This window comes from Vibrio harveyi, assembly GCF_030060435.1.
Classification (GTDB): Bacteria; Pseudomonadota; Gammaproteobacteria; order Enterobacterales; family Vibrionaceae; genus Vibrio; species Vibrio harveyi.
Genome location: NZ_CP125875.1, coordinates 225,714 through 243,406 on the forward strand (window position 1 = coordinate 225,714; position 17,693 = coordinate 243,406).

A 17,693-nucleotide genomic window follows, 5' to 3' on the forward strand; every position below is an offset into this window, starting at 1 on the left:
GTAGGGGAAAGAGAAAACTGGGAAGGGAGAAGCTCTCGACTGAGATAAAAATCTTTACACTCAAGTTGCATATTGCATGCAAGGTTTTGCGAGTGGTGTTATTTTTTTATGCGGATCAAAATAAAGAGCCGTGCGGCTCTTTATTGGTGTTTAATGGCAGTAACTCTATGAGTTAACGAGAATTACTTTTGCTTATTTACTTTGGATTACTTGAAGCGCATCGAAAGATCCATCGCTTTTAGGTGCTTAGTTAAAGCGCCCACCGAGATGTAATCAACGCCTGTTTCTGCGTATTCAGCGATGGTTTCTAGAGTCACGTTGCCAGAGTTTTCTAACGCAGCGCGTCCTGCATTGATAGCGACGGCTTCACGCATCATATCGGTGGTGAAGTTATCGAGCATGATGATATCTGCACCTGCTTCAATCGCTTCTTTTAGCTCGTCCAAGCTTTCCGTTTCCACTTCAACTGGTTTACCTGGGTTCAATGATTTTGCTGTGGTAATCGCTTGAGTGATCCCGCCACATGCAATGATGTGGTTTTCTTTAATAAGGTAGGCATCGAATACACCGATACGGTGGTTGAAACCACCGCCACAGGCTACTGCGTATTTTAGCGCACTACGTAAGCCCGGAATGGTTTTACGAGTATCTAATAGACGGCACTCAGTGTGAGCAATTTTCTCTGCGTACTCAGCGGTAATAGTCGCGCAACCTGAAAGGGTTTGAATAAAGTTCATTGCGTTGCGCTCGCCAGTGAGCAAATCACGAGCAGGACCAGTCAGTGTGCAAAGTGTTTGGTTTGGTTCAACCTTGTCGCCATCTTTTACATGCCATTCGATCGCGACTTTGCCACCCAGTTGTTTAAATACTTCATCTGCCCATACTTGACCACAAAATACACCGTGTTCACGAGTAATGATGGTTGCTGTGTTAATAGCGTCTGCTGGGATAAGCGATGCGGTGATGTCTTTGTCTGCATCCAATGTGCCACCTAGGTCTTCTTTTAGGGTATCGGCTACGGCACGAGTGATTTCTAATGGAAGCTGTTGCTTAAGGTATTCTAGGCGTTCTTGGCTGTTGTGTGTGTTCTTCATCGCAAATCTTGTCTTGAAAGGGAGATGGCAACGAATGATACTCTCCGGTGTCAATAATTTCAGCAGTTAATTTGCAAAGTAGAGAGGTTGATATGTGCCTAAAAATCGAGAATGGTTGGTTGACGCAAGCAAAGCATGTTCCATCGCCATTCTTTGATGCTCGTTCAGACAAAGATGACATCTCTCTGCTGGTGGTTCACAACATCAGTTTGCCGCCAGGGCAGTTTGGTGGTTCATATATAGAGGACTTTTTTACTGGCAATCTCGATCCTAAAGCACATCCATTTTTTGAAGTAATTCACAAAATGGGCGTTTCGGCACATTGCTTAATAAAGCGTAATGGCGAAATTGTTCAGTTTGTTTCGTTTTTAGATAGAGCTTGGCATGCAGGGCAATCTAGCTTTGCTGGTCGTGAACGTTGCAATGACTATTCGATTGGCATTGAGTTAGAAGGCACTGAGTTTGTGGCTTATACAGAAGAGCAATATCAATCACTTACAGCTTTGGCTCATGCGGTCATGCATTCTTACCCCAAAATCACCTTACCCCGAATCACGGGGCATCAGTATATCGCTCCCTTGAGAAAAGCCGATCCTGGTCTAAGCTTTGACTGGGTCAAGTTCAGGCAACAAATACAACGCTAACTTGTAGCGAAAGTGTAAATTCAAAAAACAGAAATAAATAAGGCATACACTCAAGTATGCCTTTTTTTGATACGAGAAATATGAATGCTTGTTAAAAGTTAACTACATTTTGAACGCTCAAAACAGCGGTTGGTGAAAAAATGTACGGATAATTTTGTCATTTTTTGTTTTTGTTGATCAAAATTACTAGCACGCAGAGCTCCCATCTGTTTTGTTTATGTAATTGGTAAGACCAATTTTATTGCTGTTTTAATAGTCGATTGTTATCAGAGTGTTGGTTGCAAGTCCATTCTATGATTTAGGTCAATTTTTGGCTGGACAGTGGCGTTTTAATTATGTTAATTTCTGCACCATCTTAAAATTGGTATTACCAATTACCTGCAAGAGTAGAAGAACAATAAATTATGGCTTATCAAAGGATTCGTCAGCCAAAGCTCTCTGATGTTATTGAACAAGAGCTAGAAAGGTTGATTGTGGAAGGAACATTGTCTCCGGGGCAGCAGTTGCCACCAGAGCGCGAACTCGCTAAGCAGTTCGATGTGTCTCGTCCATCTGTCCGTGAAGCCATTCAACGCTTAGAAGCAAAGCGTTTGCTTACTCGTCGTCAAGGCGGTGGCACATTCGTTAGTGAAAACATCTGGAAAAGCTTTTCAGATCCGTTGTTGAACTTGTTGTCGACTCACTCAGAAACGCAGTTAGACCTACTTGAATCGCGCCATGCGATGGAGGGGATTTCAGCGTACTTTGCAGCTTTGCGTGGTACCGATGAAGATTTTGCACGCATTCAAGCTTGTTTGAATCAAATTAGCGAAGAGCAAAAAAGCGATAACGTTGAGGCAGAAGCCGCTGCAGTGATGCAGTTTCTGATTGCTTTGACTGAAGCGGCACACAATGTCGTCCTGCTTCATATTGTTCGCAGCCTTGCGCCTTTGCTTGAGCAAAATGTTCTACAGAATCTAAAGCTCTTACATCGCCGCGATGAAGTGGTCGATAAAGTAAGTAAACACAGAGCTAATATCGTGGATGCGATTGTTTCTGGTCAGCCTGAAAAGGCACGTGAAATGTCTCACTCACATTTAGCTTATATTGAAGAAACATTGTTGGATTTGACTCGAGAAGAGTCTCGACGAGAGCGTTCTCTGCGTCGAATTCAGCAAGGTAACGATTCTTAATACAAGAACCGCTTACTTAAATAAGTAGATCCAACCAACAGAAGGATAGATCGCCATGTCTGACATGAAGCATGACGTAGATGCACTGGAAACTCAAGATTGGCTACAAGCCCTTGAATCAGTTGTTCGTGAAGAAGGTGTAGAACGTGCACAGTTTCTATTAGAAACCGTTCTAGAAAAAGCACGTCTAGACGGCGTTGATATGCCAACTGGCATCAACACAAACTACATCAACACTATTCCAGCAGCACAAGAACCAGCTTACCCTGGTGACGTAACTCTTGAGCGTCGTATTCGTTCGATTATTCGCTGGAACGCAATCATGATCGTATTGCGTGCTTCTAAGAAAGACCTAGACCTAGGTGGTCACATGGCTTCTTACCAGTCAGCAGCGGCGTTCTACGAAGTTTGTTTCAACCACTTCTTCCGCGCTCCAAACGAGACGGACGGTGGCGATCTAGTTTACTACCAAGGTCACATCTCTCCGGGCATCTACGCTCGTGCATTCGTTGAAGGTCGTCTAACTGAAGAGCAGCTAGATAACTTCCGTCAAGAAGTAGACGGTAAAGGTATCCCATCATACCCGCACCCTAAATTGATGCCTGAGTTCTGGCAGTTCCCAACAGTATCTATGGGTCTTGGTCCAATTTCTGCGATCTACCAAGCGCGTTTCCTTAAGTACCTAGACGGTCGTGGTCTGAAAGACACTTCTGCACAGCGTGTATACGCATTCCTAGGTGACGGTGAAATGGATGAGCCAGAATCACGTGGTTCACTTTCTTTCGCTGCGCGTGAGAAACTAGACAACCTAACATTCCTAATCAACTGTAACCTACAGCGTCTAGACGGTCCTGTAATGGGTAACGGTAGCATCATCCAAGAGCTAGAAGGTCTATTCAAAGGCGCTGGCTGGAACGTTGTTAAAGTTATCTGGGGTAGCAACTGGGATGCTCTACTTGCTAAAGATACAACAGGCAAGCTTCTACAGTTGATGAACGAAACTGTAGATGGTGACTACCAAACATTTAAATCTAAAGACGGTGCTTACGTACGTGAACACTTCTTTGGTAAGTACCCAGAGACTGCAGCACTAGTTGCAGACATGACTGATGACGAAATCTTCGCACTTAAGCGCGGTGGTCACGAGTCTTCTAAACTGTACGCAGCTTACAAAAACGCAGCAGAAACTAAAGGTCGTCCAACAGTAATCCTAGCGAAGACTGTTAAAGGTTACGGCATGGGTGAAGCGGCTGAAGGTAAGAACATCGCGCACCAAGTTAAGAAGATGGATATGACTCACGTACTACACCTACGTGATCGTCTAGGTCTTCAAGACATCCTAACTGACGAAGCAGTGAAAGAACTTCCATACCTGAAACTTGAAGAAGGTACAGCGGAGTACGAATACCTACACGCTCGTCGTAAAGAACTAAAAGGTTACACGCCACAGCGTCTACCTAAGTTCACTCAAGAATTCAAAACACCTGAGCTAGAAGAGTTCGCTCCGCTACTAAGTGAGCAGAAGCGTGATATCTCTACAACAATGGCTTACGTTCGTACCCTTAACATCCTGCTTAAGAACAAGAACATTGGTAAGAACATCGTTCCTATCATCTGTGACGAAGCTCGTACGTTCGGTATGGAAGGTTTATTCCGTCAGATCGGTATTTACAACCCGCACGGTCAGAACTACACACCTCAAGATCGCGACATCGTTTCTTACTACAAAGAAGCAACTTCAGGTCAGGTTCTACAAGAAGGTATCAACGAACTAGGTTCAATGGCTTCATGGGTTGCAGCAGCAACGTCATACAGCACGAACGATCTACCAATGATCCCGTTCTACATCTACTACTCAATGTTTGGTTTCCAACGTGTAGGTGATATGGCGTGGATGGCTGGTGACCAACAAGCTCGTGGTTTCCTACTAGGTGCTACTGCAGGTCGTACAACGCTAAACGGTGAAGGTCTACAGCACGAAGATGGTCACTCGCACATCATGGCAAATACAGTTCCTAACTGTATCTCTTACGACCCAACATTCGCTTACGAAGTTGCAGTAATCATGCAAGACGGTATCCGTCGCATGTACGGTGAGAACCAAGAGAACGTGTTCTACTACCTAACGGTAATGAACGAAAACTACGCAATGCCAGCAATGCCAGAAGGCGCTGAAGAAGGCATCCGTAAGGGTATCTACAAGCTTGAGTCTTACGCAGGTGACAAGTCTAAAGTTCAGCTAATGGGCTCTGGTACTATCATGAACGAAGTACGTAAAGCAGCGACTATCCTAAGCGAAGAGTACGGCATCGCATCTGACGTGTTCTCTGTAACATCGTTCAACGAGCTAACTCGTGATGGTCAAGACGCAGAGCGTTACAACATGCTTCACCCAGAAGCAGAAGCAAAAGTACCTTACATTGCACAAGTAATGGGTACTGAGCCAGCAATCGCAGCGACTGACTACATGAAGAACTACTCTGAGCAAGTTCGTGCGTTCATGCCTTCTGAGTCTTACAAAGTACTTGGTACTGATGGTTACGGTCGTTCTGACAGCCGTGAGAACCTACGTCGTCACTTCGAAGTTAACGCGGGCTACGTAGTTGTTGCAGCTCTTACTGAGCTAGCGAAACGTGGTGATGTTGAGAAGTCAGTCGTCGTTGAAGCGATTGCTAAGTTCAACATCGACACTGAAAAAACAAACCCACTTTACGCTTAATACAGCGCTTAACTAGAAGGTAAATAAGCAATGGCAATCGAAATTAATGTACCTGACATCGGTGCGGATGAGGTTGAAGTTACTGAGATTCTTGTAAGCGTTGGCGACAAGGTTGAAGAAGAGCAGTCTCTTATCACTGTTGAAGGCGACAAAGCTTCTATGGAAGTTCCAGCGTCTCAAGCAGGTATCGTTAAAGAAATCAAAGTAGCAGAAGGTGATTCTGTTACGACTGGCTCTCTAATCATGATTTTCGAAGCTGAAGGTGCCGCTGCAGAAGCGGCTCCTGCGGCAGTTCCTGCAGTTGAAGCTGCACCAGTTGCAGCTCCTGCAGCGGCAGAACTGAAAGAAGTTCACGTTCCAGATATCGGTGGCGACGAAGTAGAAGTTACTGAAATCATGGTTGCAGTTGGCGACAGCATCGAAGAAGAGCAATCTCTTCTAACGGTTGAAGGCGACAAAGCATCAATGGAAGTACCAGCACCATTCGCCGGTACTCTAAAAGAGATCAAAGTTGCTGCTGGTGATAAAGTAACAACTGGTTCTCTAATCATGGTATTCGAAACTGCCGGTTCAGGCGCAGCAGCGGCTCCAGCAGCCGAGGCGTCGGACCGAGTAGAAGCTCCAACAGCTCCAGCAGCAGCAGCTGACAAAGAAGTGAATGTTCCAGATATCGGCGGTGACGAAGTTGAAGTTACTGAGATCATGGTTAAAGTTGGCGACACAGTAGAAGAAGAGCAATCTCTAATCACTGTTGAAGGTGACAAAGCTTCAATGGAAGTTCCAGCTCCATTCGCTGGTACGGTAAAAGAAATCAAGATTGCAGTTGGCGATAAAGTAACGACTGGCTCTCTAATCATGGTATTCGAAGTAGCTGGCGCAGTTCCAGCTCCTGTTGCAGCACCTGCACAAGCAGCAGCTCCAGCACCTGCAGCGGCTCCTGCTCCAGCAGCAAAAGTTGAAGCGGCACCTGCAGCGAACGATTTCCAAGAGAACAACGACTACGCACACGCGTCTCCAGTTGTCCGTCGTCTTGCTCGTGAATTTGGCGTTAACCTATCTAAGGTTAAAGGTACTGGTCGTAAGAGCCGTATCCTAAAAGAAGACGTTCAAGCTTACGTTAAAGATGCGCTTAAGCGTCTTGAGTCTGGCGCTGGTGCGGCAGCATCTGGTAAGGGCGACGGCGCAGCGCTTGGTCTACTACCTTGGCCAAAAGTTGACTTCAGCAAGTTCGGTGAGACGGAAGTTCAGAAGCTTTCTAAGATCAAGAAGATTTCTGGTGCAAACCTACACCGTAACTGGGTAATGATCCCTCACGTTACACAGTGGGACAACGCTGACATCACTGAGCTAGAAGCGTTCCGTAAAGAGCAGAATGCAATCGAAGCGAAGAAAGACACTGGCATGAAGATCACTCCTCTTGTGTTCATCATGAAAGCAGTAGCGAAAGCACTAGAAGCGTTCCCTGCGTTTAACTCTTCACTTTCTGAAGATGGCGAAAGCATCATTCTTAAGAAGTACGTGAACGTAGGTATCGCAGTAGATACGCCAAACGGTCTTGTTGTTCCTGTATTTAAAGACGTGAACAAGAAAGGCATTTACGAGCTATCTGAAGAGCTAATGGCAGTTTCTAAGAAAGCACGTGCAGGTAAGCTAACGGCAGCTGACATGCAAGGCGGTTGTTTCACAATCTCTAGCCTTGGCGGTATCGGCGGTACAGCGTTTACGCCAATCGTAAATGCGCCAGAAGTAGGTATCCTAGGTGTATCTAAATCTGAAATGAAGCCAGTGTGGAACGGCAAAGAGTTCGAACCACGTCTACAGCTTCCACTGTCTCTATCATACGACCACCGTGTGATTGATGGTGCAGAAGGTGCACGCTTCATTACTTTCCTAAACGGTGCACTATCAGACATTCGTCGCCTAGTACTGTAATATAGAAAGTAATAGTTAAGGTGGCTTTCGGGTCACCTTACTTCTTTATATAAAAGACTATTTTTAGACGACAATTTCTCACATCGTTCAGAATCTGAAAGATGAATTGTTGTCTAGCTCACAGGCTAACTTAAAGCTGCTTTCACACTGTTAACATCTCTGTAAAATATTGATCGTTTGAAAGCCTAATAATTTAAGAACATCTACTCAGCCTGTTAGGGATAATGACTACAAGAGGTCACAATGAGCAAAGAAATTAAAGCCCAAGTTGTTGTACTTGGTTCTGGTCCTGCTGGTTACTCAGCTGCATTCCGTTGTGCGGACTTAGGTCTAGAAACAGTACTAGTTGAACGTTACAGCACTCTTGGTGGTGTATGTCTAAACGTTGGTTGTATTCCATCTAAAGCACTTCTTCACGTTTCAAAAGTTATCGAAGAAGCGAAAGCGATGGCTGAGCACGGTGTTGTGTTTGGCGAACCGCAAACAGACATCAGCAAAATCCGTATCTGGAAAGAGAAAGTTGTAAATCAACTGACTGGCGGTCTTAGCGGTATGGCTAAGATGCGTAATGTTACTGTAGTAAACGGCTACGGTAAGTTCACAAGTCCTAACTCTATCCTTGTAGAAGGCGAAGACGAGTCAACAACGGTTAACTTCGACAACGCTATCATTGCTGCGGGTTCTCGCCCAATCAAACTGCCATTCATCCCGCATGAAGACCCACGTATTTGGGATTCAACGGATGCTCTAGAACTGAAAGAAGTACCTGAAAAGCTGCTTATCATGGGCGGTGGTATCATCGGTCTAGAAATGGGTACGGTTTACCACTCACTAGGTTCTAAAGTAGACGTAGTTGAGATGTTTGACCAAGTTATCCCTGCTGCGGACAAAGACATCGTTAAAGTCTTCACTAAGCGTATTAAAGACAAGTTCAAGCTAATGCTTGAGACGAAAGTAACAGCAGTTGAAGCGAAAGAAGATGGTATCTACGTTTCAATGGAAGGCAAAAAAGCACCAGCAGAAGCTGAGCGCTACGATGCGGTTCTTGTTGCTATCGGTCGAGTACCAAACGGTGCGCTTATCGACGCTGAAAAAGCGGGCATTGAAGTGGACGAGCGTGGCTTTATCAACGTTGATAAGCAAATGCGCACTAACGTTCCTCACATCCACGCGATCGGTGACGTAGTTGGTCAACCAATGCTTGCTCACAAAGGTGTGCATGAAGGTCACGTTGCTGCAGAAGTTATCTCTGGCAAGAAGCACTACTTCGACCCTAAAGTTATTCCTTCAATTGCTTACACTGAGCCAGAAGTGGCATGGGTTGGTAAGACTGAGAAAGAAGCGAAAGCTGAAGGCATCAACTACGAAGTGGCAACATTCCCATGGGCTGCATCAGGTCGTGCAATCGCATCTGACTGTGCAGACGGTATGACTAAGCTAATCTTCGATAAAGAGACTCACCGTGTTATTGGTGGTGCAATCGTTGGTACTAACGGTGGCGAACTGCTTGGTGAAATCGGTCTAGCTATTGAGATGGGTTGTGATGCTGAAGATATCGCATTAACTATCCATGCTCACCCAACTCTACACGAGTCAGTGGGTCTAGCTGCTGAAGTATTTGAAGGTTCAATCACTGACCTTCCAAACAAAAAAGCAGTTAAAAAGAAAAAATAATTTCTTTTGAAGACCGAGAGTCTTAAAACTTGAATGATAAAAACCGCTGATTCGTCAGCGGTTTTTTTATGCGCGGAACTTGAAGAGGGAATGAGGTCTCCTTTTAGGCGATTGTGCTTGATAGTTGGAAATCTCTTGGTTTAACACCAAGGAATCGAGAGGTATGTATTTGGATAATCATGAAAGGAGTTTCGATTAAGAAGGGGTTGGCTGAACTTGTTCCTAGAAAGGCAAAATAAAATCCAGCTTCGCAACTGTCTAAAACGAAAAAGGCCAACACTCCAGTGTCAGCCTTTCATTTAGTTAAACTCGCGTTTTAGCTTAGTGATCGCGGTTGTAGATGCACAACATATCTAGGTAAGCACTAACGAGTGTTGATAGCTCGGCTTCGCTCTTAGAGCGATTTGCTTGTACGAAGATAGAGTAACAAATACCATGGAACAGATTCGCCAAGTGTTCCGGTTCATGTTGGTCACAAACTTCCCCACGTTCGATAGCTTTGATGAACATGTTTTGCACCAGCAGTTGGTTGGTGCGGTTTGTCGTTACGAATAGTGGCCACACTTCATCACGTGTTGATGCACTCCACTCGAACCAAACTTTCAACCAATGGCAATCTTGGCTTACTAGTTCAATCATTGCGTTAGTGATGTTAGCGATGTTCTCGCGTGCATGAATGTCTAAGTCGATGTTATCTGATAAGAAGTTCGAGAATTGACGAACCACGTGATTCAGAACTTCATCCACCAAGTCTTCGCGAGTTGGGAAGTAGTTAAATACTGTCGCAACAGAAACTTGAGCAATCTCTGCAATATCAGCGTGACCACCACGACCAATGCCGCGACGAGCAAACACTTCAAGAGCGATTTCCATTAGTTGCTGTTTACGTTTTAGAGGGGAAAGCCTAGTACGAGGTCTCTTTGCAATTGAGTCCATAATCCATTTTCCTTGCCATTTGAGTTGATATTTTGGGGATAGTCCCCTAATTGATTATTTTAATAGTTGCTTAAAGCATTGATGAGTGTAATGGTGCATATGTGCAAGGTCAACATCTGATGCGTAATTTATAGACAGTAATGTCATTATTGATGTTTCATTCAATGATATAAGTTCTAAAATTAAGACTTTCATCCAAGAATTCAACGAAATGGGATGCGACTTTCCACCTATTGAGTGGGGTGTTACACTACACGCCGCAAGATAAGGTGATCGTTTGCGTACGACCTACCTCAACCCACAAAGAAAATTGAGCACAGTATGAAACATACAGTAGAAGTCATGATTTCTGAGCAAGAAGTTCAGGAACGTATTCGTGAATTAGGCAAGCAAATTACAGAACGTTACCAAGGTAGCGAAGATCTGGTTCTGGTTGGTTTGCTACGCGGTTCATTTGTATTTATGGCCGATTTGGCTCGTGCAATCGAACTGACTCACCAAGTCGACTTTATGACCGCTTCTAGCTACGGTAACACGATGGAAAGCTCTCGTGACGTACGTATCCTGAAAGACCTTGATGACGACATCAAAGGCAAAGACGTACTGATCGTGGAAGACATCATTGATACAGGTAACACACTGAACAAGATCCGTGAAATCCTGTCTCTACGTGAGCCGAAGTCTATTGCGATTTGTACGCTGCTAGACAAGCCATCACGTCGTGAAGTTGAAGTGCCAGTTGATTATGTCGGTTTTGCTATTCCTGATGAATTCGTAGTTGGTGTGGGTATCGACTACGCTCAAAAATACCGTCATCTACCGTTCATTGGTAAAGTGGTGCCTCAAGAGTAGTCATTAGTCTTGATAGAAGAATACAAAAAACGCCCGTTAAGCAATTAACGGGCGTTTTCTTTTATTTGGTTCGGCTTATGTTTTTAACTCAGCGACAAAGCAATTTGTTGTCTGAGTTAAGAATGGTTGAGAGCGCTTTTTGGTAAGAGGCTTCCACGGTCTCTTTTGAGTTTGAACGAATTCCCAAGTATTCAAGGCGACCATCTTCAATCCCGTAAACTACGCCATGAATCTCAACGTCCTGACCACGCTCCCACGCATTTTGCATGATGGTGGAGTTGCCTAAGTTATATACTTGCTCAGCTACGTTGATTTCACCCAGTTTGTCAGCGCGGTCTTCAAGAGGCATCTGGTCTAGGTATGGGCGATGTTTAAAGTAAAGGTCACGGATATGAAGTAACCAGTTATTTATAAGACCTAGTTGAGGATTATCAATAGCGGCGTTAACGCCACCACAGCCATAGTGACCACATACGATGATGTGTTTTACTTTCAATACGTCCACGGCGTATTGCACCACAGAGAGGCAGTTTAGGTCAGTGTGGATGACCTGGTTCGCAACGTTTCGGTGAACAAATAACTCGCCAGAGAAAAGACCGGTCAATCGCTCTGCAGGAACGCGACTGTCTGAGCATCCAATCCAAAGAAAGTCTGGTTTCTGACCTTCTGCAAGCTTTGCAAAGTATTCTGGACGATCAGATTTAATTTCTTCTGACCACTTAGAGTTATTTTCGAATAATTGTTTAATTTCCGGCATCTGACATCTACTTCCCTAAAAATTAAAAAAACCAACCACTCACCAGTGCTTATAAAGCGATCAGCGCTGTAACTATACACAATGTTACAATTTCGATCCCGTTAAATATTCATTCAAGATGACTCATCTGACTAGTTCTCGCTGTGAAAATCATAAAATATGCAGACATCATTCAGTATGCGAATAAGCCTAGCGAATTCGTGGTTTTATTGTGTTTTTTTCTTTGACGAAATATTTGTTAGATTGATGGCATTTTGTCTTTTTAATGCAGGGAGCAAATTCAATGTTCGGTAGTCGCTTTAAGGATATCAACTTGAAAGGGGATCTGTTTGGTGGCGTCACCACGGCCATTATTTCACTTCCTCTTGCGTTAGCCTTTGGTGTCGCATCTGGCGCTGGCGCAGAAGCAGGTTTATGGGGTGCGATCATGGTGGGGCTTTTTGCGTCACTGTTTGGTGGTTCCAACACTCTGATTTCTGAGCCTACTGGTCCTATGACAGTGATCATGACCGCCGTGTTGACTAGCATGATGGCGAAGTACCCAGAGACGGGAATGGCAATGACATTCACCGTTGTGATGATGGCCGGGGCGTTTCAAATTGTGCTTGGTACATTGAAACTCGGTAAATACGTGACACTCATGCCTTATAGTGTCATCTCGGGATTCATGTCAGGGATTGGCGTGATTCTGATTATCTTGCAGTTGTCGCCTTTACTCGGTCATGCTGCACCTTCTGGTGGGGTTATAGGCACATTATCGGCATTGCCTGATACCATTTCTAACCTGAAGTTTAGCGAGTTGTTTTTGGGCTTGCTGACATTAGGCATCTTATTCTTCTTTCCGAAGCAGTATCGTAAGTACGTACCCGCCCAACTTGTCGCGCTAGTAGCGGTTACGTTGTTATCGGTGATTTTGTTTGATGCAGAAGACATTCGTCGAATTGGTGAAATCCCCGCAGGCTTACCTTCTTTGGTCGTGCCACATATCGATCCTGCGATGTTCACCGAGATGGTCATTGATGCATTAGTTCTGGGTACGTTGGGTTGTATTGATACGTTATTAACCGCGGTAATCGGTGATTCGTTAACACGTAAAGAGCATGATTCAGACAAGGAGCTACGTGGTCAAGGCTTGGCAAACATGATTTCTGGTTTGTTTGGCGCTTTACCAGGTGCTGGTGCCACAATGGGTACAGTAACCAATATCCAAGTAGGGGCTCGTTCCCCTTTGTCTGGTGTTATTCGTGCGCTGATTCTCGCGCTGGTGGTTTTGGTTGCAAGTGGCTTGACCGAACCTATCCCGATGGCTGTGCTGGCGGGTATTGCAGTGTATGTTGGCTTCAATATTCTTGATTGGAGTTTTATCCAACGTGCTCATAAGGTGAGCTTCCCAGGTATGGCGGTTATGTATGGCGTCATGCTGCTGACGGTCTTTGTTGATTTGATTGTTGCTGTGGGGTTAGGGGTATTTATTTCTAATATCATCATCATTGAGCGTTTGAGTCGTGAGCAAGCACGCCAAGTTAAGGCCATCAGTGATGCCGATGAAGATGATGTTCCGCTTACGGACAGTGAACGAGGACTGCTTGATCGAGCCAATGGTAAAGTCTTGTTCTTCTACTTGTCTGGACCAATGATCTTCAGTGTTTCGAAAGCCATTTCTCGCCAACACTCCAGTATTTCGGATTACGAAGTGATGATCCTCGATCTGACTGATGTGCCGATGATTGATGTTACGGTAGGCTTAGCGCTTGAGAATGCGATCAAAGATGCGTTGGATGCGGAGTGTGAAGTTTACTTGCTGTGTCCAAACCAACGCACACGTGAGCAATTAGAGAAGTTCCACGTGATTGATTTAGTCCCTGATCAGAACACTTACAAGTTCCGTTATGAGGCATTGAATGCTGCGATAAAGCATGTAGAAACAGATGAGCATCAAATGCTAACAATGTAATCTTGTTTTGTTTTTTAAAAGCGCTGCCAAAGTTGTTTGGCGGCGCTTTTTAGTATATAGAATCGAGGATTTATAGTTATTTCTAATTTTATAGAAAGGTTTATTTGTATTCATCGTTATTCAACGATAAACTAATTCAACTTCAGTGCAATACCGCTTTGACCGCTGAGTCATATCAACTCTCTATCGGTATTGGCATTCACGATTCATCAACAGATGGCAATTATTACGCAATGTACGCATTAGAAATTGAACAGCTTCGCAAGACCTATGCGGGCGGATTTGAAGCGTTGAAGGGTATTAGCCTAACAGTAGAAAAAGGTGACTTCTACGCGCTTTTAGGACCAAATGGTGCAGGTAAATCCACTACGATTGGCATTATCTCTTCTTTGGTAAACAAAACCTCAGGTACAACCAAGGTCTTTGGTTACGACATTGATACGCATCTTGAACTAGCAAAGCAAAACCTAGGTTTGGTGCCACAAGAATTCAACTTCAACCAATTTGAGACGGTTGAACAGATTGTGATGCAGCAAGCTGGCTATTATGGCGTGTCAAAGATTCAGGCGAAAGAACGTGCCGAGAAGTATCTGACAAAGCTCGATTTGTGGGAAAAACGCAAAGAACGTGCGCGTAATCTATCTGGTGGTATGAAGCGCCGTCTTATGATTGCTCGCGCTTTAATGCATGAACCACAGTTGTTGATCCTTGATGAACCAACCGCTGGTGTCGATATCGAATTGCGTCGCTCGATGTGGGATTTCTTAAAAGAGATTAACCAAGAGCAGGGTATTACTATCATTCTAACGACTCACTACCTTGAAGAAGCAGAAATGTTGTGTCGCAATATCGGTATCATCAACAAAGGTGAGCTTATTGAGAATACGACGATGAAAGCGCTGCTTGGTAAGCTTCGTGTTGAAACCTTCATTCTCGATGTTGAGTTTGACGGTGAGATGCCAGAGCTTAAAGGGGTGAATAGTCAGGTGATGATAAATGGCTCGCTAGAAATTGAACTGGATAAGAGCCAGGGGTTGAACTCAGTATTCAGTCAGCTTTCCGAACATGGCGTAAAAGTTCTGTCTATGCGTAACAAAGCGAACCGCTTGGAAGAGTTGTTTGTCAGCATCGTTCGCGGAGGTAACCAATAATGTACAAGTTATATTGGACGGCTTTTTGCAGCCTGCTCACCAAAGAAATCAATCGCTTTACTCGTATTTGGGTACAAACGCTAGTTCCGCCAGCGATTACAATGACGCTGTACTTCATCATTTTTGGTAGTTTGATTGGCTCTCGCATTGGCGACATGAACGGTTTTAGTTACATGGAGTACATTGTGCCTGGTCTGATTATGATGTCGGTGATCACCAACTCGTATTCCAATGTGGCCTCATCGTTCTTTAGCTCGAAATTTCAGCGTAATATTGAAGAGCTTCTGGTTGCACCGGTACCAAACTACGTGATCATCCTCGGTTTTGTCATGGGAGGCGTTGTGCGTGGTTTATTGGTGGGAACTATTGTGACGTTTGTGTCTCTGTTTTTTGTGGATCTGCAAGTCGACCACTGGGGCATCATTATCGCGACGGTATTTATGACATCAGTTGTGTTCTCACTAGGTGGCTTAATCAACGCAGTTTATGCAAGAACGTTCGACGATATCTCTATAATCCCGACGTTTGTATTGACGCCTCTGACCTACTTAGGTGGCGTGTTCTACTCTATCAGCCTGTTGCCTGAGTTCTGGCAAGGTGTGTCGAAGCTGAACCCTATCGTCTACATGGTGAACGCATTCCGTTACGGTTTTCTCGGGGTTTCTGATGTTGGCATTGTGACGTCATTTAGCGTGCTGACGGTATTCGTTGTTGCGCTTTATGCCGTAGCACATTACCTCGTGACCAAAGGAATTGGCTTGAGAAGCTAACATAAACAGATGTTGAAAGAGCAGCGATGAGAGCTGCTCTTTCTTTATGCATTTCTATACATTCCCATACAATTTTTCGACTTTTTACATGCTAGGTTTTACTCATTTCTGTAAATGCATTTGTTGTAAATGAGTCAAGCCATGAATACCGTTCCGTCCCCATCTTTCACCTTGAAATTGCTTCTCCCTAAATACTGGTCTGTCTGGTTTGCATTTGGCTTGCTCGCGTTTGTTGTTAATGCGCTACCGTATCCGCTACTGCGAGCTCTGGGAAGAGGTATTGGCTCCCTTGCTATGCTGCCAATGAAGCGCCGCCGGAAAATTGCTAAGCGTAATCTCAAGCTCTGTTTCCCTGAATATAATGAACACCAGTGTGAGGAGTTGGTGAAGGCAAACTTTAAATACACCGGCATGGCACTGATTGAAACGGGCATGGCTTGGTTTTGGCCCGATTGGCGGGTAAAACGTTTGGTGACGGTGGTTGGTAAAGAGCGCATTCTTGAACAAGAAAGAAATGGACGTGGTGTGCTGGTGATATGCAGCCACCATCTTAACTTAGAGATGACGGCGCGTATTTTTAGCCAATTTGCGAAAGGGTACGGTGTGTATCGCCCGAACTCAAACCCTGCTTATGAGTTTATTCAGCATCGTGGTCGAACGCGCTGTGGGCATCAAATGATAGACCGAAAAGACGTAAAGTCGATGCTTAAAGTTCTGAAAAATGGTCAGCGGCTGTGGTACCTACCAGATCACGATTATGGGGTGAACAATTCGGTATTTGCTCCTTTCTTTGCTGTTGAACAGGCGGCAAGTACGGCGGGATCGAGTGTATTAATTGATGCAACCAAGTGTGCGGTGATGTCCGGAGTGACTGTCATGAACGATAACCGATATACGCTTTACATTGGTGAGGATCTGAGTGGGCAGTTTGAACGACGAAATCCAGTTAAAGCCGCGAGTATTTTGAATCAAGAGATTGAAGGGATGATAAAACGAGATATTCCCGCGTGGATGTGGTTGCACAAGCGATTTAAGACTCGCCCTGAAGGACTTCAATGCGTCTATTCATAAATCTCATTACTAGATACAAAAAAGGTCGGCTTAGTGCCGACCTTTTTTATTTAAGATTTAGATTTACTCTGCGCTTGCTGAGCTTTCTTCGCTTGATTCATCTTCTTTGGTTTCTACTGCCATATCAACCGTTTGGTTGTCGATTAGGCGGGCTTTACCTAAGAATGCTGACATCAAGATTACCGCTTGGGTTGTCTCTGCAGTGATTGCTTGAAGTGTACGAGCATCACGGATGAAGATTTCATCTGGTTGAAGACCTGCTGCACGAAGCTGATCGCTTGCGTCTTCAATCACTGATGCGTAATCATCACGACCGCCACGCATTGCGCTGCTAATCCAACGCATTGTACGAGCTAGCACTGGTGCACGTTGACGCTCATCAATCGTCAAAAGACCATTGCGTGAGCTCATTGCAAGACCGTCCATCTCACGTACTGTTGGTACGCCAATAATCTCGATGTCCATTGCCAAGTCTTCAACCATCTTGCGAATCACGGCAAGTTGTTGGAAGTCTTTTTCACCAAAGCACGCAACATCAGGTTGAACGATGTTGAAAAGCTTGTTTACGATGGTAGTAACGCCACGGAAATGACCTGGGCGAGAAGCACCTTCAAGAATGGTAGATAGACCAGGAACATCAACAAACGTTTGTTTATCCAAGCCTTCTGGGTAGATGATTTCAGGTGTTGGTGTGAACACGATTTCTACGCCTTCACCACCTAGCTTGCTCAAATCTTCTTCTAGAGTTCGAGGGTAGTTGTTTAAATCGTCTGCACGGTCAAACTGCATCGGGTTTACAAAGATGCTTACAACAACGATATCCGCGTATTCGCGAGCTTTACGAACAAGTGTTAAGTGACCTTCATGGAGGTTGCCCATAGTTGGAACAAACGCCACTTTACGACCTTCACGCTTAAAGGTTTTTACTTGTTCACGAATCGCTGAGATTTCCGCAAAAGTTTGCATG

14 protein-coding genes are annotated in these 17,693 nt (G+C 44.6%); 10 read left to right on the forward strand and 4 right to left on the reverse strand.

Translation table 11 applies throughout. From position 1 onward, the window contains the following. Positions 1–206: 206 nt before the first annotated feature. Positions 207–1,094 carry a carboxylating nicotinate-nucleotide diphosphorylase gene (gene nadC / locus QMY49_RS01155; protein WP_283312494.1) on the reverse strand — a complete coding sequence of 296 codons (888 nt, stop codon included), beginning with the start codon at positions 1,092–1,094 and terminating at the stop codon, positions 207–209. Between the two features lie 92 nt (positions 1,095–1,186). Between nadC and ampD the strand changes: the two genes are divergently transcribed. The 5 genes from ampD to lpdA all read left to right on the forward strand — a co-directional run bounded on the left by ampD (position 1,187) and on the right by lpdA (position 9,235). Further along, the gene (gene ampD, locus QMY49_RS01160) at positions 1,187–1,738 is read left to right on the forward strand and encodes a 1,6-anhydro-N-acetylmuramyl-L-alanine amidase AmpD (RefSeq protein WP_017189135.1); all 552 of its coding nucleotides are present in this window, start codon (positions 1,187–1,189) and stop codon (positions 1,736–1,738) included. Positions 1,739–2,142: 404 nt separating this feature from the next. Then, positions 2,143–2,910: a pyruvate dehydrogenase complex transcriptional repressor PdhR gene (pdhR, locus tag QMY49_RS01165; protein WP_009699648.1), complete on the forward strand. Its 768-nt coding sequence runs from the start codon at positions 2,143–2,145 to the stop codon at positions 2,908–2,910. A gap of 55 nt (positions 2,911–2,965) precedes the next feature. Next, positions 2,966–5,629 (forward strand): pyruvate dehydrogenase (acetyl-transferring), homodimeric type, encoded by a 2,664-nt coding sequence (gene aceE / locus QMY49_RS01170; protein ID WP_005446262.1) that lies wholly within the window; start codon positions 2,966–2,968, stop codon positions 5,627–5,629. A gap of 30 nt (positions 5,630–5,659) precedes the next feature. Next, positions 5,660–7,561, forward strand: a complete 1,902-nt coding sequence (gene aceF / locus QMY49_RS01175) for a pyruvate dehydrogenase complex dihydrolipoyllysine-residue acetyltransferase (protein ID WP_283312497.1) — start codon at positions 5,660–5,662, stop codon at positions 7,559–7,561. 243 nt (positions 7,562–7,804) lie between these two features. Next, positions 7,805–9,235 carry a dihydrolipoyl dehydrogenase gene (gene lpdA / locus QMY49_RS01180; protein ID WP_283312498.1) on the forward strand — a complete coding sequence of 477 codons (1,431 nt, stop codon included), beginning with the start codon at positions 7,805–7,807 and terminating at the stop codon, positions 9,233–9,235. A gap of 321 nt (positions 9,236–9,556) precedes the next feature. Here lpdA and opaR read toward each other — a convergent pair whose 3' ends face one another. Further along, complete coding sequence (gene opaR / locus QMY49_RS01185; RefSeq protein WP_005446268.1) at positions 9,557–10,171, reverse strand: transcriptional regulator OpaR; 615 nt, start codon at positions 10,169–10,171, stop codon at positions 9,557–9,559. Between the two features lie 321 nt (positions 10,172–10,492). Here opaR and hpt point away from each other — a divergent pair, with 321 nt between their 5' ends. Further along, a complete protein-coding gene (hpt, locus tag QMY49_RS01190) occupies positions 10,493–11,023 on the forward strand; it encodes a hypoxanthine phosphoribosyltransferase (protein ID WP_005446271.1) in 531 nt (176 codons plus the stop codon). An 88-nt stretch (positions 11,024–11,111) separates the two neighbouring features. Here the strand turns inward: hpt and can are convergent, their stop codons facing one another. Then, a complete protein-coding gene (can, locus tag QMY49_RS01195; protein WP_005446273.1) occupies positions 11,112–11,780 on the reverse strand; it encodes a carbonate dehydratase in 669 nt (222 codons plus the stop codon). A 283-nt stretch (positions 11,781–12,063) separates the two neighbouring features. Here can and QMY49_RS01200 point away from each other — a divergent pair, with 283 nt between their 5' ends. From QMY49_RS01200 to QMY49_RS01215, 4 genes are all read left to right on the forward strand, one after another. Further along, positions 12,064–13,734: a SulP family inorganic anion transporter gene (locus QMY49_RS01200; RefSeq protein WP_005446275.1), complete on the forward strand. Its 1,671-nt coding sequence runs from the start codon at positions 12,064–12,066 to the stop codon at positions 13,732–13,734. 233 nt (positions 13,735–13,967) lie between these two features. Further along, positions 13,968–14,885, forward strand: a complete 918-nt coding sequence (locus QMY49_RS01205; protein ID WP_005446278.1) for an ABC transporter ATP-binding protein — start codon at positions 13,968–13,970, stop codon at positions 14,883–14,885. Further along, complete coding sequence (locus QMY49_RS01210) at positions 14,885–15,655, forward strand: ABC transporter permease (RefSeq protein ID WP_005446280.1); 771 nt, start codon at positions 14,885–14,887, stop codon at positions 15,653–15,655. Before QMY49_RS01205 ends, QMY49_RS01210 begins: the two co-directional genes overlap by 1 nt. 141 nt (positions 15,656–15,796) lie before the next feature. Continuing rightward, positions 15,797–16,726, forward strand: a complete 930-nt coding sequence (locus QMY49_RS01215) for a Kdo(2)-lipid IV(A) acyltransferase (RefSeq protein WP_283312503.1) — start codon at positions 15,797–15,799, stop codon at positions 16,724–16,726. A gap of 63 nt (positions 16,727–16,789) precedes the next feature. On the opposite strand, the gene panC is transcribed toward QMY49_RS01215, so the two are convergent. Further along, complete coding sequence (panC, locus tag QMY49_RS01220; RefSeq protein ID WP_283312505.1) at positions 16,790–17,692, reverse strand: pantoate--beta-alanine ligase; 903 nt, start codon at positions 17,690–17,692, stop codon at positions 16,790–16,792. Between the last annotated feature and the right edge of the window lies 1 nt (position 17,693).